The sequence below is a fragment of the uncultured Treponema sp. genome (assembly GCF_946187725.1).
Taxonomy (GTDB): domain Bacteria; phylum Spirochaetota; class Spirochaetia; order Treponematales; family Treponemataceae; genus Treponema_D.
This window is the reverse complement of sequence record NZ_CAMHSK010000027.1, coordinates 1-19,678: the sequence shown is the minus strand read 5'-3', so window position 1 is coordinate 19,678 and position 19,678 is coordinate 1. Positions and strand designations below refer to the sequence as shown.

Sequence of the window (19,678 nt, the reverse complement as noted above, 5' to 3'; positions counted from 1 at the left end):
AAATTATGAAAAAATCTATCTTAATCCTTTGTCTATCCGGCTTATTCGTCAGCAATTTTTTCTCTCAGGAAGTAACAGACACAATAATAGAAGAAAACTCAGCAGGCGAAAAGCCAGCACATTTTTCGCTTTCGGTGGAGCCACTGTTTGGACTTAAATACGGTCAGCTTGATGAATATGTCTTCATTCAAAAATGCGATTATGATGACGACAAGCTCAGTGAATTGAACTGGGAATTAAAGCCGGAACTGTATTACGGACTAAAGCTTCACGGCAATTGGAAAAGCCTTTTCGCCGAGACTCATTTGACTTGCGGAATTCCAGGTGATTCTGGTCAAATGATTGACTCAGATTGGCAGAATGTCGGAACAGCAAATGCGCAGAACTATCAGTACAAAACGAACTATTCTGAAAGCGACAATCACCTGGACTACGACATAAGTTTCGGTCTTAAAATCGGCTACAACATTTTCAATACAAGCGCAAATTTCTGCATCAGACCGACAATTGCCTTCGATTACAACAACATCAAATTCACCGGAGAAGGCGGCACTGCCTGGTACGGCAAATCTTCTGCAATCGAAGGGAAATATTATTCCCGCTATGATGACAAAGAAAATCAAACCGTTCAGCGACTTTCTGGACGGGTCATAATCTATCAGCGGCTTACTTACTATTTCTGGCTCGGCAGCGATTTTTCGCTTACAATGCCGCTCCCAGAAGGCTTAAAAACAGAATCAAATTCCCTTAGCGTTAATGCAGGATTTTTCTTTACACCATACATCTATGCCGTTTCTTATGATGCACATTTGGTCACAAAAACTGATTTTGCAGATTTGACGGTTGATTTTCTGGGCGCATTCAAATTTAATTTCGGGCTGACTTACAGCTTTAACGAGCGCCATTCCATCTCGCTGAACACAAGCTATCTCTACATGAGGCAGCTTCGCGGTGACGATTATTACAAATCAAACTACGAGTCAAACTATAATAAATCAGACAATGCAGATGGCGGAGCTGGTGCAAGCTGGTTCGACATCAATCTTTCATATAAATTCAAAATTTTCTAGGATTAAAAAAATGAAGCAGAATCGTGAAAAAATCATCGTCAGGACAAGCATACTTGGAATAATCGCGAATATTGCTCTGGCTTCCTTCAAAGCATTCGTCGGGCTTCTCTCACATTCAATTGCAATTGTGTTGGATGCAGTCAACAACCTTACCGATGCACTTTCTTCAGTAGTTACCATAATTGGTACAAAACTGGCATTGAAACCAGCCGATAAAAAGCATCCTTTTGGACACGGCCGGGCAGAATATCTTTCAGCAATGGTGATTGCGGTCATCATCTTATATGCAGGTACTACGGCTCTTGTTGAATCTATCAAGAAAATCATAACTCCTCGAACACCTGACTACCAGCCGGTGACGCTTTTCATCGTTGCAACTGCTGTTGTAGTCAAAATTGCGCTTGGTCTCTTTGTAAAATCCACAGGCAAGCGCGTGAATTCAGATTCCCTCATTGCAAGTGGTCAGGATGCACTCATGGATTCAGTCATTTCGCTTTCAACTTTGATTGCGGCTGCTGTCTTCTTATTTTGGGGCATTTCGCTTGAAGCATGGCTCGGTATAATCATCGCTTTTGCAATCATAAAATCAGGTTTTGAAACGCTCCGGGAAACCCTCAGCAAAATTTTGGGTGAACGAATCAATGGCGATGTTTCGCATGCAATAAAAAGGACAATCTCTTCCGTTGACCCGGAAATTCGCGGCGCATACGACCTGGTTTTGAATGATTACGGTCCAGACAGGCATTTGGGCTCAGTTCACATTGAAGTTCCTGACACATGGACGGCAGACAAAATCGATGTTGTTACGCGAAAAATCACACGGCTAGTCTATGAAAAACACGGTGTAATGATGGCGGCAGTCGGCGTTTACAGCGTAAACACAAAACAGAATTCCGCAGCGGAAATTCGCTCAAAAGTCGCAAAAATCGTTCATGAGCACAAGGACATTCTTCAAATGCACGGATTTTTTGTCGACGAAACCGAAAAAATCATGCGCTTTGACATTATCGTTTCTTTCGAGTCGCCGGATATGAAGACCATGTTCAATCATGTTGTCACCGATGTTCGTGAAGCATTCCCTGACTACGATGTGCAAGTTCAGTTCGATACGGATATTTCAGACTGATTTCTGTGCTTGTCAAAATCAAGCAAATTCTTCATACTTATGCAATGAAAATTCTTTGTGTTTGCCTTAGTGCAACAATTCAACGCACAATAAAATTTGATTCGTTTTTGCCCGAAAATGTTAACCGCTCAAGAAACTGGCGTGAAGATGCCAGCGGAAAAGCACTGAATGCAGCGCGGGTTTTGAATCAGCTTGAACCGGGCTGTTCAGTCGCGCTCTGCCCAGTCGGCAATGTAAATGCCGAACGCTTCATGCTTTTAGCCTCAAACGACAGCGATTTATATGTCACTCCAATTTACATCGAAGGAAGCACGCGTGAATGCTGGACTCTCCTTGACTGCAAAAAGGGCACAACCACAGAACTTGTAGCCGATGAGCAGCAGGATTTGGCCCATATCGCCGGAGCCGAAGCTGAACTCAAATTACTCGAATTCGTTCGAAAATACATGTCATCTTTTGATGCGCTTCTCTTTGCAGGAAGCAGGCCAGCTGCATGGTCAGCAAATATCTGTTCACGAATCTGCGAAGTTGCTCACAAAGCCGGTAAAATCATTCTTGCAGACTTCAGGGGCAATGACCTTCTCGGCACTCTCAAAGTCTGTACACCGCAAATCATAAAGATTAACGAAGAAGAATTCTGTCAGACCTTCGGCAATTTGCTTTTGAGCGAAGAAGAGCTTGAATCAGCAGTCGCGAAAAAAAGCGCAGAATTGCAAAACATAATCGTCGTAACACGCGGCAAAAAAGACACGATTGCAGCCGAAAAGGGCAAATCTATCCGCGTTCCAATTGAACTTGCCTCAAATGTTGTAAACACAACGGCTTGTGGTGATTCATTTGCGGCAGGATTTTTGCATGATTACATCAAAAATCAGAATCTGGAATCAGCTCTCAAAGCTGGCACTCACTGTGCATCCCTCAATGCTCAAACAGTTGTTCCTGGTTCAATTTTGCCGGATGCAGTTTAAGTGCTGAATCTCATCAACTGTTAATCAGTACTTAACTAAAATCTCCACAAAACACCTGCTGTCGGGATTGCAGAAAAACACCTGCAATTTCCCGACTGAACTGTGGTGATTGCTGACTTGTTATTCATCTTATAATAAAAATCATAAATGAATTTTGAACCAAGATAGACGCCAAATCTTTTTGAAACATTAATTTCCAGATTAAGCCAAAGCCCTGCACCAAGCGTATAAACTGATTCCTTGATTATAATGTCATCATATTTTTCTTTGCTGATAAATCCGTCAAGATGAAAGCCAAGCCCCACCGGGAAATTCAGCGAAGCATCACGAAAAAGCACGGTATAAATTCCCGCAAGTGCATCAATCCCAAAAAAAAACTCATAATCGGTAATCTTTGAAGTCGTCATGTTCTGTTCATTAACGACGATTGTTTTGGAAATAGGCATAAAAATGTCGGTATCGAGGAAAATTCCAAGTTTCATTTCATCTTTCATGCGGCGGACATTAAAATTCAAGCCGATTCCATTCAATGTTACCGCGTCCATCCCATCGATGCGGTAATCATGCTTCATATTTGGAAAAGAAAGCCCCATGCAAAAGGTTCTGTTTGAAAAATCACTCATTGCGGAAGCTGAAAAAAGCGAAATAAAAAAAACAAAGAGAGAAAATATTTTCTTCATAAGAAAAATGTATTATGATTATAGAATAAAGTAAAGGGGAACCGTCTGATTCCTCAAAAGGGCAAAAAATGAGCTTAAATTGCAATGAAATTGACTTGATACTCTCGGAACTTGATTTAACGGGCAGCTTCGTACAGGAAATTGTTCAGCCAAATTTCGCATCAATTGCACTCTATACATACAAACCGGGCGAACCGAAAACAGTTTTCATTTCACTTGCGGCAGGTGAATGCCGAATCTGCGAAACAAGACGCAAAATCACCAAGAACGAAAAACCGCTTCGATTCAACGAAATGCTCAAATCAAAAATCAAAGGCGCAAGAATCATTTCATGCAAGCAGATTGAAAAAGACCGAATTGTTAAAATCGAACTCGAAAAAGCCGGCACGATTTATGTTATGCCGCAAGCCCAGCAACACGCCGCCAAAAAAGCAAAATCCCTGCAAGACGAAGATGGCGATGATTTTTTCACGCTCTATATAAGATTATGGTCAAATGCAGCGAATATTTTTCTTTGCGACAAAGACGATGTGATTCTCGATTCTTTCTACCGAAGACCCGCAAAAGGCGAAAAGACTGGCGAAAAGCTTATTCTTCCAGAAAGCAAACCGACTGACAAGGAATTTCCTGTCCGGGAATTTGCAGAAACTACTGAAGCCTATGTACAAAGCCATCCTGATTATCCAAATTTGTCCTTCAATCAGAAAGTTGACTTGTACTATTCAGAAAATGCCGCGCAAAGTTCACTGGAATCCCTTTTGGAACAGGCCGAAAAATGGTACGAATCTCACAAAAGCAGGCAGGAAGCAGCCCTTCAAAGACTCAAGGAAAAACGCGAATCTTTCAAAAATGCAGTCCAATATAAACATCAGGGCGATTTGATTCTTTCCTACGGATACAAGCTCGACGGAAGCTCAAATTTTCTTGAATGCGAAGACTTTGAAACAGGAAAGAAAATCTGCATCAAGATTGATCCCAAAAAATCTGCACAGGAAAATGCGGCTTCTTATTACGAAACCTACAAAAAGCAAACGAGCGGTCTTGAAAATCTGGAATATGACATTGAAGCGGCAGAAAAATCACTCGAAGAGCTTGAAAAACAATATCAGCATATAATCACAGAAAAAAATCCAATCAAACTGGAGCAGATTCTTCGTAAAACGCAGAAACCAAAGCAGCAGGAAAAGAAGTCGCATCCAGGCCTTGATTTTTTAATTGACGGCTGGCAAATCATAGTTGGCCGCGATGCCACTGAAAACGACGAGTTGCTTCGTCACACTGTAAAAGGTGCGGACATGTGGCTTCATGTACGAGATTATCACGGCGGCTATGTATTCATAAAGAATCGCCCCGGAAAAACAGTTCCTCTTGAAATTCTTCTCTATGCAGGAAATCTTGCCGTATATTTCTCAAAGGCACGCAAAAACGGCAGCGCGGACTTGTACTACACTCAGGTAAAGCATCTTCGCAGGGCAAAAAATGCCCCCAAAGGAACGGTTCTTCCCACAAACGAAAAGAACCTGTTCATCAAACTGGATGATGCAAAAATCAGAAAGCTTGGGATTTAACAGAAGTGGCCGTAAATAAAAACTAGTCGCTGTCTTTTACAAGTGAATAAAATGATTTGATGTAATCAGCAAAAGACCCCCAGCTTAGGCCAACACAAACGATGAAAAGTGAGAAAGTTGACCAGCGAAGAGCGGTTTTAATGATTGTGTCCACGACTTCTGGAATGAACGGAAATGCGAATCTTGTATAGCTTTCAAGTGTGAGAAAGAAAAATCCTGAAATGATGTAAAAAACAGTCTTGAGCTTACCGCCCTTTCTGGCAGCGATGGCAACGCCCTTTTTGAGGGCAATCGTGCGCAAAAAGCTCTGAGATAATTCACGATACAAAATGAGCACAAAAAGAATCATTGGCATATAGCCCGCTGATACTGCACAAATGAAGACAGTGAGGTTCAGAATAACATCAGCAAAAGGATCAAAAAGCTTTCCAAAATCGCTGACTTCGTTGTTCTTGCGGGCATAGTGACCGTCCCAATAGTCAGTTAGTTCCACAACGGCAAGAAGCGGTATCATGATACATGCAGAGATGATTCCGAGGATATGTGAATTGAGCCAGACCGGCAGATTAAAAATCAAATAGAAAACAGGCGCAAAAAGTGCCCGTACAAGCGTAAAACGATTAGAGACTTTCATTAGATACAAGTATAGTTTTTTAAGAAGAAAAAGTAAACCGATAAATCATTTCTATTTAAACTATCACAAGTCACGGTCAAGCGCACAAAAAACCTTACCATTAGGAAATGAGATTCTCACGGAAAAAAGACTTGGATAAATCGTTTCGGAAGGAAGTTCAATCGAAACAGGAGTGGCCTTTCGTTTTAAAAGATAATCGCGGAAGTAGAAAGCAGGAGCCGGAAGCTCAGCACTGTCATGAATTTCAGAAATAAAGAACCAGTTCCGTTTTAATGGAAGAAAAAAGCTGTCAGGAAGCGTATAAGCGCAAAGAGTCAGAGCACTCACTTCATTTTTGTCGAAAGATTTCCCGGCAACAGTGAATGAATTTTCGTCGATTTTTACCGGGATAAGATTATTTTGCGGCCCAAGAAAAGATTTCAATTTAATCGAAGTAAACACAGTTAAAAAAGCATACGCAAGCAGAAAAAAGGAAAGAAAAATCTTCGGTGAAAGCTGAATTAAAACCCCTGTCAGAAAGACAGTCAAAAAAATCAGATAAAATGAAAGTTCCGAAAAGCCGTGCGAAACATGAAGTTTAAGCAGGAGTGGCGGCGGTAAAAGTGAAGAAGTCAAAAAAATCAGTATAGTGTAAAAAATAGCGGCAAAAGTCAGAAAAACGCACATGAAAGAGAACGAAGACGACTTTCCCTTACCAAAAGAAGATTTTGCATTTTTTTTAGACGGAATAAAAAGTTTTACAAGACAGGAAAATGAAAATCCGAGCGTAAAGACACAGAAAAATGCCGCACACATAGACACAAAACTTTTTGGAAGCCCTAAAAATATTTCTCCGTCAGATAAAAAAACTGGATTCATTAACGGTAAGCCTTAAAATCGTGAGTTACGCTGATTGCAGATTTGACTTCATAAGTAGGAAGCTCCGCCGAGACAATAGTAAGGGCTTTTTCGACGACAGACTTTTTTTCTGCCATACCATGAAGCGTAAGTTTTTTACCTTCGATTGAAGTTCTGAGGAAACTGATGTCAAGATTGTAGAGAAAAATGAGGATGTCAACAATTCGCTGACCGATTAGAAGCTCATCGATTTTCTTCTGGCCTTCCAAATCTTTTTCGGGAGTAATATGCTCTTTTGCAAGCGTAATAACCGAAGAGGCAATGGCATCAACATCTAGTTTGCCTGTGTTTACGAGCATGTCAAACATGGTGGGATCTTGAATGTCAAAATTGAAGAAGCCCTTGTGGAAACTCTTCTGAAGAGATTCACTTGCCACCAATTTTTTAATGGCAGTTTTTCGCGTACATGAAAGCTCTTTTTGAAGACGCTCTGCCCTCAGCTTTTCATCAGCCATGAACCTGCATGAAATATGATTTTCCAAATCTTTGAGGATTATGAAAGAACCACGCCCGACAATTACGCAATTATTTTCAGAAGCTGCTTCAAGAATCGCGGTCAAAAGATAATTTAAATATTCGTCTCTTCCACGCGTGAGCCCGGCCAGAAATCCCATCTTACCTTCATCAAATTTGGCAAGTTTTGAAGCAGGAAATCCAAGTTCCACGATGCGCTTTTCGATTTCTTTTTTGCCGAAAAACTTATAGCCCAGCCGTTCCGCGATTTTTGCACTGATTTCATCACCGAGAGAAGCAAGTTGTCTTGATACAGTAATAATTGCCATACTTATCTTCTATTATATGCCATGCTCGTCAAAACCACAATGATTTTTTGAATTCGTCTGAAAAAATCTACTTCTTACTCCTCCCCAACAATCTCAAGGATTTCCGTACCAAATTTTTCAACTTTCTTTTCGCCAAGACCGTTCACATCGTACAATTCACTTTCAGTATGCGGCTTTTTGAATGCAATATCGTTCAGCGTTCTGTCACCAAAAATAATGTAAGGCGGAACATTCATTTCTTCAGCCTTGCGTTTACGCCATTTTTTCAGCGCATTCTGAATCCGCTTTGCCTCTTCATCATCACCAAAGTCAACTTCCTTTTTATGAAGGACAAATCCTGATTTCTTTTCGGGTTTTGGGAACATCAGCCCGCCGCCCGCACCGCATCCTGCACGATATTTTGGAGAAAACGCAGTTTCCGCTTCAAGATTCATGCTTTCCGAAGCCCTGCCACGCGGCATATTAAAGGGCAGCAGGATTTTATCACGGTTTTTAAGGGCAGCAAGACCATCATTAGTTAATAGAAGAATATTGTAATCCCCGTACTTTGTTACAAAATTCTTTTCAATCAGAAGATTTACAAGCTCATGCCACTGATTTTTGTCGAGTTCACGGCCAATTCCCCAGGTAGAAACCATATTGTGCTTGTTTTCGAGGATTCGCTTGCCACGAGAGCCGAGCAAAACATCAATCACATAGGCCGCACCAAATCTTGAACCAGTCCGAATGATACAACTCATCAATTTTTGAGAAGGAATCGTCATGTCCATTTCAGGGAGAGGCCCAGACTCACACAAATCACAGCATCGGCCCCCACTTTCAGAAGATTTTTCATCAGCGTTTTTTACATAAGATTCACCAAAATATGAAAGAAGAAGTTTTCGCCTGCAAGACCGCCCGGTCGCATAAGAAATCATCCCTTGAAGCAGTTTCTCGCAACGCTCCTTGTCAGCGGCTTCCTCAAAAAAATAACGGATTTTATGAATGTCACCCGCAGAATAAAGCAAAAGCGCCTCACTTGCCAGTCCATCACGCCCTGCCCGCCCAATTTCCTGATAATATTGTTCGAGAGATTTCGGCATGTCGTAATGAATTACAAAACGCACATTCGGCTTATCAATTCCCATTCCAAAGGCAAGCGTCGCAACCATGATTTGAACCTGGTCACGGAGGAATTTATTCTGATGGTCAGCACGCACCGCATCCTGCAAGCCCGCGTGGTAATTTAGAACAGAATAACCAAGCTCATCAAGCTGTTCTGTGAGAGTGTCCACCTGTTTTTTTGAAAAGCAATAAATGATTCCGCTTTCATCCAGATGACGGCGGATGCACTCAACAACCTGTTCAAGTGCATTTCGGCTCTTCGGTCTGACATCGAGGAAAATGTTCGGACGGTCAAAGCTTGAAATCAAAACGGCCGGATTTTTTAATTTGAGATTCTGAATTATGTCTTCGCGAACATGAGGCGTTGCGGTTGCCGTAAGTGCCAGAAAAACCGCATTTTTAAACTGAGAGCGAAGTGAAGATATTTCGAGGTAATCAGGTCGGAAATCATGCCCCCATTCAGAAACACAATGAGCTTCATCAATCGTAATGCAACTGACCGTCACACGCGGGTCATGGAGCAAATCATTGATTTTTGGAGTCATAAGGCCTTCTGGCGAAACATAGACGATTTTAGTTTCACCACGACGAATAGAATTCATTGAATCCTTATAATCTTCCCATTCGACCGTGGAATTCAAAAAGACCGCATTCACGCCCATCGCATTCAAGCCCGCAACCTGGTCCTGCATGAGCGAAATCAGTGGCGAAACAACAACCGTGAGCCCTTCAAAAATCAGCGCAGGAATCTGATAACAAAGAGACTTGCCGCCACCTGTAGGCATAATTGCAAGCGTATCTTTGCCAGAAAGGACATTCGTAATAATATCTTTTTGCAAAAGACGGAAGGAATCGTATCCAAAAACAGATTTTAATACTTCTTCCGGTTTTTTATTTGTGTAATCCATATTTTTTCCAAAATTATACCATAAAAGACTTGATTTAATCTCTCGTTTTTTGCTATAATCTGTTTACTTGCCGGGTTGGTGAAATGGTAGACACTACAGACTCAAAATCTGTTGCCTTCACGGGCGTCTGAGTTCGAGTCTCAGACCCGGTAGTTTAAGAACTTGCCTTTAATCAGCGAGTTCTTTTTTTTTACTCCCCCATATTATTAAACAAATCAAGCGGCCCCGAATCACATCTCAATGAAATCGCTTCCGTAAGATGCTCTCCGCAAATCTTGGGTGATTTTTCCATGTCTGCAATCGTACGGGCAATTTTCAATATCGAGCTTATCGCACGCTGAGAAAAATCATGGTTGCAAATCGCACTGTCTAAAATCGCCTGCTCTTTTTTTCCAAACTGACAGAATTCCAAAACTTCATGAGGAGAAAGCCTTGCGTTCTTTTTTCCCTGCCGTTCACGCTGAATCAAAACCGCGTCCGCCACAGCTTTTCTAAGCTCAAAAGTTGAGTGCCTGTTTTCCACAGATTCTTCACCAAGATTTTGAATTTTTTCGCAAGATGAACAGTTAATTTGTTCCGTGCAGATTTCGCATGGATGCCGCTGCGTTTTTTGCACAACGGTAACACTTTCTGAGGGATTGTCCACCTGAACCCGTATGTCGATTCTATCAAGAAGAGGGCCTGAAAATTTCCGCCAGTACAGCTCAACGCTTTTCATCGAACAGAGGCATATTTTATTGGAACTTCCGTAATTTCCGCACGGACAGGGATTTGTTGCAACAAGCAGCTGAAACTGAGCCGGATAAACCGTAGTTCTTCCCGCCCTGCTGATTGTTATGAATCCAGTCTCAATCGGAACGCGAAGCATTTGAAGCACCGATGTCTTGAATTCCGCCGCTTCGTCCAGAAAAATGACACCGTTATGAGCCAGTGAAATTTCTCCTGGCCGCGACTGGTGCCCGCCACCGCACATGCCCTCAATTGAAGAAGTCTGATGAGGCATTCTGAACGCAGGAATTCGCACAAGCGGTTCGTCAGGCCGCAAAAGCCCCGCTATCGAGTGAATTCTTGTCGTGCTTTGAGCTTCTTCCACCGTAAGCAAAGGCAGGAGTGCAGGGAATCTGCTCATCGCGAGAGTTTTTCCACAGCCAGGTGGTCCGTATGCGAGAATGTTGTGCCCTCCGGCTGCCGCAATCTGAAGAGCGCGCACAAGTTTTTCCTGACTCACGATTTCCGCAAATTCAAGATTCGGGTCTTCTTCCGGAAAAAGCACACCGTTCACATTTACGCTGCCTTTTGGAATAAAAAAACGGTCGTCAGCATCATTTTTCCCTGTAAAAAGTTCAGGCTTAAAAAGCGCAGAAAATGCTTCCTCAAGATTCTCTGCTCCGTAGACTTTTACGCCCGCAACTTCACGAGCTTCAGCCGCATTTGCGCCCGCGACAATACATTTCGTGATTCCAGCCTGAAGCGCAGAACTGACAGCCGCATGAATTGCACGAACGGGCCTTAATGCTCCAGAAAGTTCAAGCTCACCAAGAACAAGTACAGGCTCATCCAGAAGACTTTTTTCGTCTGAATCCGAGCCGCCACCTTCCCGATAATTTTTCTGCGCGACAAGAACGGCAAGCGCAAGAGCCAAATCAAACCCTGAGCCTTCCTTTTTTAAATCAGCAGGTGCAAGAGAAATCAGAACCCGCTCCATCGGAAAATCAAAACCCGAATTCCGGATTGCAGACTTCATCCTTTCGCGTGATTCCTTGACAGCTCCATCTGCCAGTCCAACAATATCCACAGCCGGAATTCCTCGTCGCAAATCGACCTCAACTGTGACCAGTGCCCCTTCGTATCCAAAAGGTGAAAAAGAATAGATTGTCATATTCAACTCCATTGTTTTAAGTTACGCCTTTTTCCAGCGTTTATTATTTATTTGAAAAAAAAATCACTTTTCGGCAATCTCTATGAAAAAAAAAATTAAAATAATCGAAAAAATTTTACGAATTTGAAATTCCGTAGTATACTTAATTCAAGAGAGATTAATTCTCCGCCGTTTGAAGAGCTTCGTCGTAAGTTCGTGGCAAAATATCTTCTATAAAAGGAGCTTTAAAATGACTAAATCAGTTTCGGCCGTCGGCTTTGTATTTGAAGAAAAACAATCTGATATGATTGAGAAAAAACTTTCACGAATCAGCTATGCTGATGATTTAATCGTAGATTTGATTCTTCGCGTAAAGCACGACAAAGCATATAGTTTCGACTGTACAGTAAATTTCAAGTGGGGAGCACAGGGACATGTTGCTTCTGAAGATTTCGACTTTGGAGCCGGATTAAACAAACTTATGGATGTTCTTGATACAAAAGTCAAGAAAGAAAAAGACAAAATTCAAGAAAAAAAATAGAGATGTTCGGGAACTTCAGTTTTAAGAACACCTTCCGTTAAAAATTGAGTTTTTTCAGCCTCGCACTACGCGGGGCTTTTTTGTTAAAAATGTGTGGTTTTTTAGCAAATTTGCTTGCAATTTTTGCTTACAAAATGTATAGTGCTATACATGGCAGATAAAGTCTTTACCGTATTGGATTTGCTCGATATGGAACTTCCTGAACACAGTCAGCTGCACCTCAAGTGTATTGGCGGTCGTGCCAGTCTGTCCAATGTTATCACGGCACCTGAAGTAAATCGTCCGGGTCTTGCTCTTACAGGTTTTTTTGATTCTTTTGCCCGTGGTTGCGTTCAGTTGTTCGGTGCTACAGAAAGTGCTTATCTCAAAAAGCTTTATGATGAAAATAACACACAGTCTCTTGCGCAGATGTTTGAGTACGGAATTCCATGTGTAATTTTTGCGCGCAACATCATTCCATCAGACGATTTTATCAATCTTGCCGAAGCATCTGGTTGTGCAGTTTTAAAAACAGAGCTTGAAATAACCGAATTTCAACTTCGTTTGCTCCGTGTTTTCTCAAATGTGTTCGCACCCAAAAAAACACTTCACGGAGTTCTGGTCGAAGTCTATGGTATCGGCATTCTGCTCACAGGTCATTCAGGCGTTGGTAAGTCAGAATGTGCTTTGGAACTTGTAGAACGCGGTCATCGTCTTGTTGCAGACGACATTGTTGAAATTCGCTGCGTAAACGGCAATTCCATCTTAGGTCAGGGAGCAAATAAGCTCATCAGTCACCACATGGAAATCCGTGGTTTAGGCATCATCAACATCGCACAAATGTATGGTGTCGGTTCAATCCGCGAACAAAAAGAAATTCAGCTGGTCATTCGTCTTGAAGAGTGGGATAACGCAAAGGTTTACGACCGTGTTGGCAATAACATGGAAACGCTTGATTTTCTTGGCGTACGGGTTCCGACTATCGAAATCCCGGTAAAACCTGGACGAAACCTGCCAATCATTATCGAAGCTGCTGCCATGAACGAACGATTGAAGTTCCGTGGCTACAATTCAGCACGCGATTTCAACCAGAACATCCTTAAATGGATTGAAACTGGTGAAGTCCAAAATACTTACTACGGAATCGACGATTCATACTAGTAAGTTACCTTTCGGGGAATTATTGTCCGCATCAGCGGAATCAAAATAAGGCACATAGTTTAAATGGAGAATATTTTATGACAGAGAAATTTTTAACAGTTCTTAACAGGGCTGGAATTCATGCCCGCCCTGCCGCTCTTATTGCACAGACGGCAAACAAATTTTCATCAGAAATCACAATCGAAAAAGATTCTGCATCTGTTAATGCAAAATCAATCATGGGTGTGATTACAATGGCTGCAGGTTACAATACACAGCTTATTCTCCGTGCCGATGGTGAAGATGAAGCGGCAGCTGTAGAAGCTATCGTCCAGCTTTTCGAAAGCAAATTTGAAGAAGACTAACAGAAATCCATCACAGGAGATTTTATGAAACAGATTACAGAACGACAGCAGGAAGTTTTAGATTTCATATCGGGTTTTACAAAAGAAAATAACTACCCGCCTACAGTCCGCGAAATCGGTGAACATTTTGGTATTTCTCTTCGTGCTGTTCAAGACCATATCGGTGCATTGCAGAAAAAAGGTTTTTTGGCTCAGACTCAAAAAAGAGCACGCTCTCTCAGCGTTATTTCAGGTGCAAATTCACGACCAGAAACTTTCGTAAGCAGAGTTCCGCTTTTGGGTACCGTAGCTGCAGGAAAGCCGCTTCTCTGTGAAGAAAATCTCGACGGATATGTAAATCTGACAGAACCTTTTGTCCGACCAGGAAAAAGCTATTTTGCACTTCGTGTCCGTGGTCAGAGCATGATTGAAGCAGGAATTCTTGAAGGAGATTTGGCTGTTGTCGAGCAGGCACAGACGGCTGTTGACGGACAGATTGTTGTTGCAGTCATCGATAACGCAATCACTCTCAAACGCTTCTACAAAGAAGCTGACAGAGTTCGCTTGCAGCCAGAAAATTCAGCTTTCCAGCCGATTTACTCAACAGAAGTTACAATCGTTGGAATCCTTTCAAATATCGTCCGCACATACTAGTTTCTCTGCATTATAAGTGCTGATTTTTGACGGGCATGGCTTCTCCAATTTACCTTTACACAGGACCTGAAATCGGAAATCGAAACGAACAGGTCGAGGCAATAAAAGATTCTCTTGTAAAAAAATATGGCGATATTGACAGCTATCTTATTTATGCTTCTGATTCAAAAGATGGCAAAATCGAAGACATCATCGCAAAATTGCAGACAGAATCTCTTTTTGTTCCAGCAACTTGTGTTGTCTTGCGGGAAGCCGAACTTGTCAAAAAAAAGGACGAAATAGAGCTTATAGCATCCTGGCTAAAAGGTGCAAAAGAATCATCTTGTCTGATACTTGTTTCAGATGAAATATCGGTAGATTCAAAGCTCGACAAACTTGTTCCCAAAGAGCACAAGCAGATTTTCTGGGCAATCGATGAAAGCCGCCTTGGTTCATGGCTTCAAAACTATCTTCGCAAAAACGGTTACTCAGCAGAAAGCGATGCACTTGATTCAATCCTTGAGCTTACGGAAAATAACACAGAGGCACTTCGCACAGAGTGTGACAGATTCTTCCTTTGTTTTCCAAAGGGGCATTTAATCACTTCTGATGATGTCGAGCAGATTCTGGCACATAACCGTGAAGAATCAGCATTTACGCTCTTTGATTCAATGGCAAATCCAAGCGAGTCTCCTTCAACCAGACTGGAGAACGCACTTTCCATCCTTCAAAAAATTCTTCTCACCAAAAATAACAGCCCTGTCATGATTCTCGCAGGACTTTCATCATGCTTCAGAAAACTTGAACTTTGGCATTCAATTCATGCCGGAGGAGCATATTTAGACGATTTCGCCTTAAAAACAAAAGGCTTTTCGAGCAAGACTTCACGCAATCAGTACGCCCGTGCTTCACGGGTATGGAATTTCGGTCAGTGCGCGGCCATTCTTGCTTCAATAGCCACCTGTGACACAGAAATCCGCTCATCAGGTTCAGTTTTGCAGGACACACAGCTTTCAGTTCTTATTTATGAAATTGTAATGAAAAATGGTGCCCGTTCTGCAAAATACGAATTCTAGTCAATTCACGAAATTTCAATAGAATTAAGCAAATCACGCAAATTTTTGAGCTCTTCTGCAGTGAGCGTTAATCCTTTTCCCATTTTTTGATGGTCAGCCGACCAGCTTCTGAGGTCATACTTCGCAGGCTTACCATTCCATGAAATTTTGTTAAGTTCAAGATTCCAGCCGCCGCTTCCTGGAGCTACAGTCAGGTGTTCGCCAATAAAATCATAAGTAAAATTTTCTGCCATAAAAAACTCCTTAAACTGGAACTTCGATTGTTGGAAGTTCCTCTAATTCAGTATACCCCCAGCCTTCACGAAATGCACGAGTTTTTTTGAAATGTCAAAAATCACTGAAAAATCCCTAAACAAGACGCTTTATATTTATTGCTTATGATTGGTTTCTACTTTATAATAGTATTTAAAATACCGATGAATTAAAAATAGGAGGCATAAGTGAAAAGGTATCTATTTACATTAATTTGTGCTGCTTCAATTATTCCATTTATTTCCTGCGGTTCTACTCCTACTGTCGAGCCAGAACCACCAAAAGCTGAAGAACCGGCTCCTGTCGTTGAAGAGCCAACTCCAGAACCTGAGCCGGAACCACAACCACCGGCAGAAGATTTTTCTCAGGCAAATGAAGCACTTCTTGCACAAGCCGATTCTGCTCGCGCAAAGGCAATCGAAGCTGGTGCAGAAAAGTATTTCCGTGATGTCCTTTCCGCAGATGACAAATTCTATGAATCTGTAAAGGCTGAAATCAAGGCAAATCCGACTGCCGACCATTCTGAAAAAATCAAAGAAGTCATCGTTCGTTACGAGGCTCTCGCTACTGCATCTCTCGCAAAAGAAATGAAGCTTAAAGCTGACGAATTCGGTCTTGCAGATGCTGATGCAGAAAAAGCACTCTCTGACTTTGAGGCTTCAGAAAACGGAAACGGTATGCGCGAAAATGCAGACAAGGCTCTCAGTGCTTATTCTGCTCTTCTTCTTAAAAAACTTGGCGAAATGGCAAAAACTGAACGCTCTGCCGCACTTGAAGCAAAAAAGAATGCTGACAGCGTAAAAGCCGGCGTTGCTAAAAAAACAGAATATGCCGAAGCATCAGCAACTTTCAAAAAGGCTGATTCATCTTTCGCTTCAAAAGATCTTGAAGGTGCATACAAAGGCTATCGTTCTGCAAAAAACGCATTCACAAAACTCTATGAACTGATTGCAGAAAAGCGTGCCGCAGCACAGGCCGCAATCGAGCGAGCCAAAAAGCGCGTTGCTGAAGCAGAAAACTACACAAAAGAAGCAGATACAATTGCTCCTCTTGAAAACGAAGTTGCAGGAATCGAAAAAGAAGATGCCGTTCTTCTCGAATCAGATAATTTTGCAAATCCGGAAGACGCCGTAATCGATGTTGAAAGCAGTGATGAAGCAAAAGCCGCAGCCGCAATCGATAAAGCAATCAATGATGCAGCTGATGCCATTCAAGGAGATGTAAAATGAAAAAGTTTTTATCAATAATACCGCTGATTTTCATCTCAATTTCTGCTTTTTCCGCAAGTTACAAAAACAATACATATCAGAAACTTGCAGATGAATACACCCGCAAAGCACAGAATGCGCTTGATGCCGGCGAATATATTCTTGCAGAAGAATATGCTGCAAAAGCAGAAGAAAATGCCCGCCTTTCAGAAGAATTCGTAAAGAAAATGCTCGCAAAGGCTGACTGTGATACAGTAATGAAACAGGCTTCCAAAAAGCTTGATTACGCAAAAAGCATAAACGCAGAGCGGAATTTTCCGATGGCTTACTCTTCTGCACAAAAAGCATTTGCAAGTGCACAGGAAGCCTATAATGGAGAAGATTATATTTCTGCCACAGCATTTGCCCGACAGGTTCTTGATGCCCTTGCAGACATCAGGGAAATCACTCCTCTTCCTGAATTCTATGTTGTACGCCCGTGGGCCGAAACAAAAGACTGTTACTGGAATATTTCAGGTCGGCCTTATGTTTATGACAACCCTTTGCTTTGGGAAAATCTTTATCAGGCAAATAAATCAAACATGCCGAAGCCGAATGATCCGAACCTCATTCTTCCAGGCATGAAGATGAAGATTCCAAGCATCACCGGAGAATACAGAGAAGGCGTTTATAATCCTTCCAAAAAATACGATCCGTATTCAGCTAACCGCTAAAAACAAAGCCCTTTCCGAAACAGCAATCCAAAAAGCTTTCAGGAAAGGGCTTTTTCTTTGACACGGCTTTTATTCTTTAAAAAGCTTGTATTTTAACAGAGCACTCATCATCAGTGCATGGGGATATTCTTCACTTCCAATCTTTGAATACACTTCTTCACACGGAATCAGCATATATTCCACAAATTCATCTTCATCAAGATTTTGTTTCCCAACCGATTCCAAATCCTCTGCCGCAAAAAAATGAACGCGGTTTTTCATGAGAGCCGGATTAGGATTCGCACATCCCAGATAAGTCAGTTTACCAGTCTTGTATCCGGTTTCCTCTTCCATTTCACGCCTTGCCGCATCTTCGGGCTTTTCACCGCGATTGATGACACCACCAGGAAATTCAATGCTCAGGGTATTGTTTCCGTGCCGCCACTGCTTCACCATCAAAAACTTTCCGTCAATTTCAGGAACAACAATTACCCAATCAGGAGCATCCATAATCACATAATGCCCCACATCGCCCTTAGGAGAAATCGAAGTCGTTTCATTCACGGTAAAAACAACCGTCTCCAACAACTTTTTCTCGCTTTCCCGCTTCCATTCAAGTTTTTTGTTTCCGTTTTCGCTCATATTTTTCCCTTTAAATAAATCAGTTTGCTTTGCTATTCATTATAACACGATTTCGATTCTTTAGAAAAAACATTTTCGCTTTTGTAAAGGTTTCACTCGAATTTTTCACCCGGTTTTTCTTCCATGCTTTCGATTTCGGCTTTAAGGGTTTCTTCGAGAGCCTTTTCATAACCTGTCAAAGCTGCGAACGGAAGAAAGATTTTTGCCCGCTGACTTACAGGCATTCTCGGGTGATTAAAATCCGGTTTTTCTGGTGGCCACTTTGTATTGATGATGTCATCGTAATTTTTCATGCCTTGTGACCTCCAATCTGTTTGTTTCTTTCGATAGTCATTGCGCTTTCCTGCAAGTTCGTTCCTTTTAGAATCGCATTTTTCCCGAATTTTTTGATGATTGCAAGCCGAGCTTGTTGCAGGCTCTCTTCTTTTTTGTCAGAAATATTTTCTTCGATATCGTCAAAAAGACTTGCTTCCCTTTCCGACTGATTTTTGATTCCGTTTGCCGAAATATTGAATCGCCTGACCTTCAAAGCAGGATTCACGATGCGCTCATAAAGACTCACAAATCCTTCCGTTATTGCTTTTGAAGAATTGGTGTCATCGCCCACAAAAATTGAACCGTGAGCGGGCTTGGGAACAATCCTGCCGTAAAAGTCTTTTACAAACTCTCCGTCAAAATTTTCAGGGATTCCTTCGATATCATAACCGACCTGAAGAGTCACCGTGCTTGTAACGAGATTCTTTTCAAACAAATCCAATGCCAAAAGTTCCGCCATCTCCCTGATGATGATTTTTCCTTCTTCAAAAGAATAAGGACGCTGGAGAACCTGACCGCTGGTGAGCGATTTCGCAGTGCTTTTGTAGCTCTTGATGTCCTTCATGCCCACATTCTCGTACCCCCATGCGTGGTCAATAAGAATTTCCGCATCAATTCCAAACTCATCATAAAGAAGATTGGGATTCCTGAGCGAAGTGCGGGCGATATCTCCCATAGTGAAGATGAATTTTTTCTCCAGACGGCGCGCAGTTCCCTTGCCAATCCGCCAGAAGTCAGTGAGAGGCGTGTGATTCCAAAGATTTTTTCGGTAAGTCATCTCGTCAAGCTCAGCGATTCGCACGCCGTCTTCATCCGCCGGAATATGCTTCGCCACAATATCCATCGCAATTTTACAAAGGTAAAGATTTGGCGCAATCCCCGCCGTTGCCGTGATTCCAGTTTCAGAGAGAATGTTTTTTATGACTTTAATCGCAAGGGAGTGGGCATCAGTTTTGTAAAGCGTAAGGTATGAGGTTGCATCAATAAAGACTTCATCAATAGAATAAACATGAATGTCATCAGGAGAAAAATATTTGAGATAGATGTTGTAAATTCGCGCAGAATACTGAATGTAAAGAGCCATGCGGGGAGGAGCCGTGATGTATTCCAGTTCCTTCCCAGTCTGCCGTTTGATTTCACGAGCCTTAGCCTCTACCTCAAAAAGCCTGCTCCGCCCGGAAAGCCCATAAGCCTTTAAAGCCGGAGTGACCGCAAGACAAATCGTTTTGCTGGAACGGCTTGAATCAGCGACCACAAGCTT

The 19,678-nt window shown here is 42.1% G+C and carries 22 protein-coding genes and 1 tRNA gene; 13 read left to right on the top strand and 10 right to left on the bottom strand.

Features of this window, described 5'->3' with window-relative positions:
- The first annotated feature begins 5 nt into the window (after positions 1–5).
- The 3 genes from Q0Q74_RS10035 to Q0Q74_RS10025 are packed head-to-tail and all read left to right on the top strand — an operon-like array spanning position 6 to position 3,164.
- Positions 6–1,070, top strand: a complete 1,065-nt coding sequence (locus tag Q0Q74_RS10035; protein WP_294430445.1) for a hypothetical protein — start codon at positions 6–8, stop codon at positions 1,068–1,070.
- Positions 1,071–1,080: 10 nt separating this feature from the next.
- On the top strand, positions 1,081–2,196 hold the full coding sequence (locus Q0Q74_RS10030) for a cation diffusion facilitator family transporter (RefSeq protein WP_294430444.1): 1,116 nt from the start codon (positions 1,081–1,083) through the stop codon (positions 2,194–2,196).
- Positions 2,197–2,240: 44 nt separating this feature from the next.
- Positions 2,241–3,164, top strand: coding sequence for a 1-phosphofructokinase family hexose kinase (locus tag Q0Q74_RS10025; protein ID WP_294430443.1), 924 nt, complete (start codon positions 2,241–2,243; stop codon positions 3,162–3,164).
- 35 nt (positions 3,165–3,199) lie between these two features.
- Here Q0Q74_RS10025 and Q0Q74_RS10020 read toward each other — a convergent pair whose 3' ends face one another.
- Positions 3,200–3,844, bottom strand: coding sequence for a hypothetical protein (locus Q0Q74_RS10020; RefSeq protein WP_294430441.1), 645 nt, complete (start codon positions 3,842–3,844; stop codon positions 3,200–3,202).
- Positions 3,845–3,912: 68 nt separating this feature from the next.
- Between Q0Q74_RS10020 and Q0Q74_RS10015 the strand changes: the two genes are divergently transcribed.
- Positions 3,913–5,412, top strand: a complete 1,500-nt coding sequence (locus Q0Q74_RS10015; RefSeq protein WP_294430440.1) for an NFACT family protein — start codon at positions 3,913–3,915, stop codon at positions 5,410–5,412.
- A 22-nt stretch (positions 5,413–5,434) separates the two neighbouring features.
- Here Q0Q74_RS10015 and pgsA read toward each other — a convergent pair whose 3' ends face one another.
- Together pgsA and Q0Q74_RS10005 are read right to left on the bottom strand one after the other, a co-directional pair.
- Positions 5,435–6,046: a CDP-diacylglycerol--glycerol-3-phosphate 3-phosphatidyltransferase gene (gene pgsA, locus Q0Q74_RS10010; protein WP_294430439.1), complete on the bottom strand. Its 612-nt coding sequence runs from the start codon at positions 6,044–6,046 to the stop codon at positions 5,435–5,437.
- Between the two features lie 63 nt (positions 6,047–6,109).
- Complete coding sequence (locus tag Q0Q74_RS10005; RefSeq protein ID WP_294430438.1) at positions 6,110–6,661, bottom strand: hypothetical protein; 552 nt, start codon at positions 6,659–6,661, stop codon at positions 6,110–6,112.
- A 49-nt stretch (positions 6,662–6,710) separates the two neighbouring features.
- Between Q0Q74_RS10005 and Q0Q74_RS10000 the strand changes: the two genes are divergently transcribed.
- Entirely contained in the window at positions 6,711–6,920 is a 210-nt protein-coding gene (locus Q0Q74_RS10000; RefSeq protein WP_294430436.1) for a hypothetical protein, read from the top strand.
- Here Q0Q74_RS10000 and Q0Q74_RS09995 read toward each other — a convergent pair.
- Together Q0Q74_RS09995 and Q0Q74_RS09990 are read right to left on the bottom strand one after the other, a co-directional pair.
- Positions 6,904–7,725, bottom strand: coding sequence for an AAA family ATPase (locus Q0Q74_RS09995; protein WP_294430435.1), 822 nt, complete (start codon positions 7,723–7,725; stop codon positions 6,904–6,906). The two genes, Q0Q74_RS10000 and Q0Q74_RS09995, sit on opposite strands and share 17 nt — an antisense overlap.
- A 74-nt stretch (positions 7,726–7,799) precedes the next feature.
- On the bottom strand, positions 7,800–9,737 hold the full coding sequence (locus Q0Q74_RS09990; protein ID WP_294430434.1) for a RecQ family ATP-dependent DNA helicase: 1,938 nt from the start codon (positions 9,735–9,737) through the stop codon (positions 7,800–7,802).
- A gap of 69 nt (positions 9,738–9,806) precedes the next feature.
- Between Q0Q74_RS09990 and Q0Q74_RS09985 the strand changes: the two genes are divergently transcribed.
- Positions 9,807–9,889, top strand: a tRNA-Leu gene (locus Q0Q74_RS09985).
- A gap of 38 nt (positions 9,890–9,927) precedes the next feature.
- Here Q0Q74_RS09985 and Q0Q74_RS09980 read toward each other — a convergent pair.
- On the bottom strand, positions 9,928–11,616 hold the full coding sequence (locus Q0Q74_RS09980; RefSeq protein ID WP_294430432.1) for a YifB family Mg chelatase-like AAA ATPase: 1,689 nt from the start codon (positions 11,614–11,616) through the stop codon (positions 9,928–9,930).
- 229 nt (positions 11,617–11,845) lie between these two features.
- Between Q0Q74_RS09980 and Q0Q74_RS09975 the strand changes: the two genes are divergently transcribed.
- The 5 genes from Q0Q74_RS09975 to holA all read left to right on the top strand — a co-directional run bounded on the left by Q0Q74_RS09975 (position 11,846) and on the right by holA (position 15,308).
- On the top strand, positions 11,846–12,136 hold the full coding sequence (locus Q0Q74_RS09975; RefSeq protein WP_294430431.1) for an HPF/RaiA family ribosome-associated protein: 291 nt from the start codon (positions 11,846–11,848) through the stop codon (positions 12,134–12,136).
- Between the two features lie 150 nt (positions 12,137–12,286).
- Positions 12,287–13,276 carry an HPr(Ser) kinase/phosphatase gene (hprK, locus tag Q0Q74_RS09970; RefSeq protein WP_294430429.1) on the top strand — a complete coding sequence of 330 codons (990 nt, stop codon included), beginning with the start codon at positions 12,287–12,289 and terminating at the stop codon, positions 13,274–13,276.
- 77 nt (positions 13,277–13,353) lie between these two features.
- A complete protein-coding gene (locus Q0Q74_RS09965; RefSeq protein WP_294430427.1) occupies positions 13,354–13,620 on the top strand; it encodes an HPr family phosphocarrier protein in 267 nt (88 codons plus the stop codon).
- A 24-nt stretch (positions 13,621–13,644) separates the two neighbouring features.
- Positions 13,645–14,253, top strand: coding sequence for a transcriptional repressor LexA (gene lexA, locus Q0Q74_RS09960; protein WP_294430426.1), 609 nt, complete (start codon positions 13,645–13,647; stop codon positions 14,251–14,253).
- 35 nt (positions 14,254–14,288) lie between these two features.
- Positions 14,289–15,308 carry a DNA polymerase III subunit delta gene (gene holA, locus Q0Q74_RS09955; protein WP_294430425.1) on the top strand — a complete coding sequence of 340 codons (1,020 nt, stop codon included), beginning with the start codon at positions 14,289–14,291 and terminating at the stop codon, positions 15,306–15,308.
- Between the two features lie 5 nt (positions 15,309–15,313).
- Here the strand turns inward: holA and Q0Q74_RS09950 are convergent, their stop codons facing one another.
- Positions 15,314–15,541, bottom strand: coding sequence for a PC4/YdbC family ssDNA-binding protein (locus Q0Q74_RS09950; RefSeq protein WP_294430423.1), 228 nt, complete (start codon positions 15,539–15,541; stop codon positions 15,314–15,316).
- A gap of 207 nt (positions 15,542–15,748) precedes the next feature.
- Here Q0Q74_RS09950 and Q0Q74_RS09945 point away from each other — a divergent pair, with 207 nt between their 5' ends.
- Both Q0Q74_RS09945 and Q0Q74_RS09940 read left to right on the top strand, forming a co-directional pair.
- A complete protein-coding gene (locus Q0Q74_RS09945; RefSeq protein ID WP_294430422.1) occupies positions 15,749–16,789 on the top strand; it encodes a hypothetical protein in 1,041 nt (346 codons plus the stop codon).
- Positions 16,786–17,481: a hypothetical protein gene (locus Q0Q74_RS09940; RefSeq protein WP_294430420.1), complete on the top strand. Its 696-nt coding sequence runs from the start codon at positions 16,786–16,788 to the stop codon at positions 17,479–17,481. Before Q0Q74_RS09945 ends, Q0Q74_RS09940 begins: the two co-directional genes overlap by 4 nt.
- A 69-nt stretch (positions 17,482–17,550) precedes the next feature.
- On the opposite strand, the gene Q0Q74_RS09935 is transcribed toward Q0Q74_RS09940, so the two are convergent.
- The 3 genes from Q0Q74_RS09935 to Q0Q74_RS09925 form a co-directional block, all read right to left on the bottom strand.
- Positions 17,551–18,102, bottom strand: a complete 552-nt coding sequence (locus Q0Q74_RS09935) for an NUDIX hydrolase (protein WP_294430419.1) — start codon at positions 18,100–18,102, stop codon at positions 17,551–17,553.
- A 92-nt stretch (positions 18,103–18,194) separates the two neighbouring features.
- Positions 18,195–18,395: a hypothetical protein gene (locus Q0Q74_RS09930; RefSeq protein ID WP_294430417.1), complete on the bottom strand. Its 201-nt coding sequence runs from the start codon at positions 18,393–18,395 to the stop codon at positions 18,195–18,197.
- A partial coding sequence (locus Q0Q74_RS09925) for a DNA methylase (RefSeq protein WP_294430416.1) occupies positions 18,392–19,678 on the bottom strand: 1,287 nt, incomplete at its 5' end. The genes Q0Q74_RS09925 and Q0Q74_RS09930, both read right to left, overlap by 4 nt.

Coding starts and splice junctions, on each gene's coding strand:
- Q0Q74_RS10015 (WP_294430440.1), top strand. CDS start 3,913: ATGAGCTTAAATTGCAATGAAATTGACTTGATACTCTCGGAACTTGAT.
- pgsA (WP_294430439.1), bottom strand. CDS start 6,046: ATGAAAGTCTCTAATCGTTTTACGCTTGTACGGGCACTTTTTGCGCCT.
- Q0Q74_RS10025 (WP_294430443.1), top strand. CDS start 2,241: ATGAAAATTCTTTGTGTTTGCCTTAGTGCAACAATTCAACGCACAATA.
- hprK (WP_294430429.1), top strand. CDS start 12,287: ATGGCAGATAAAGTCTTTACCGTATTGGATTTGCTCGATATGGAACTT.
- Q0Q74_RS10000 (WP_294430436.1), top strand. CDS start 6,711: ATGAAAGAGAACGAAGACGACTTTCCCTTACCAAAAGAAGATTTTGCA.
- Q0Q74_RS09935 (WP_294430419.1), bottom strand. CDS start 18,102: ATGAGCGAAAACGGAAACAAAAAACTTGAATGGAAGCGGGAAAGCGAG.
- holA (WP_294430425.1), top strand. CDS start 14,289: ATGGCTTCTCCAATTTACCTTTACACAGGACCTGAAATCGGAAATCGA.
- Q0Q74_RS09975 (WP_294430431.1), top strand. CDS start 11,846: ATGACTAAATCAGTTTCGGCCGTCGGCTTTGTATTTGAAGAAAAACAA.
- Q0Q74_RS09930 (WP_294430417.1), bottom strand. CDS start 18,395: ATGAAAAATTACGATGACATCATCAATACAAAGTGGCCACCAGAAAAA.
- Q0Q74_RS09980 (WP_294430432.1), bottom strand. CDS start 11,616: ATGACAATCTATTCTTTTTCACCTTTTGGATACGAAGGGGCACTGGTC.
- Q0Q74_RS09965 (WP_294430427.1), top strand. CDS start 13,354: ATGACAGAGAAATTTTTAACAGTTCTTAACAGGGCTGGAATTCATGCC.
- Q0Q74_RS09950 (WP_294430423.1), bottom strand. CDS start 15,541: ATGGCAGAAAATTTTACTTATGATTTTATTGGCGAACACCTGACTGTA.
- Q0Q74_RS09990 (WP_294430434.1), bottom strand. CDS start 9,737: ATGGATTACACAAATAAAAAACCGGAAGAAGTATTAAAATCTGTTTTT.
- Q0Q74_RS10020 (WP_294430441.1), bottom strand. CDS start 3,844: ATGAAGAAAATATTTTCTCTCTTTGTTTTTTTTATTTCGCTTTTTTCA.
- Q0Q74_RS10035 (WP_294430445.1), top strand. CDS start 6: ATGAAAAAATCTATCTTAATCCTTTGTCTATCCGGCTTATTCGTCAGC.
- Q0Q74_RS09995 (WP_294430435.1), bottom strand. CDS start 7,725: ATGGCAATTATTACTGTATCAAGACAACTTGCTTCTCTCGGTGATGAA.
- Q0Q74_RS09940 (WP_294430420.1), top strand. CDS start 16,786: ATGAAAAAGTTTTTATCAATAATACCGCTGATTTTCATCTCAATTTCT.
- lexA (WP_294430426.1), top strand. CDS start 13,645: ATGAAACAGATTACAGAACGACAGCAGGAAGTTTTAGATTTCATATCG.
- Q0Q74_RS10030 (WP_294430444.1), top strand. CDS start 1,081: ATGAAGCAGAATCGTGAAAAAATCATCGTCAGGACAAGCATACTTGGA.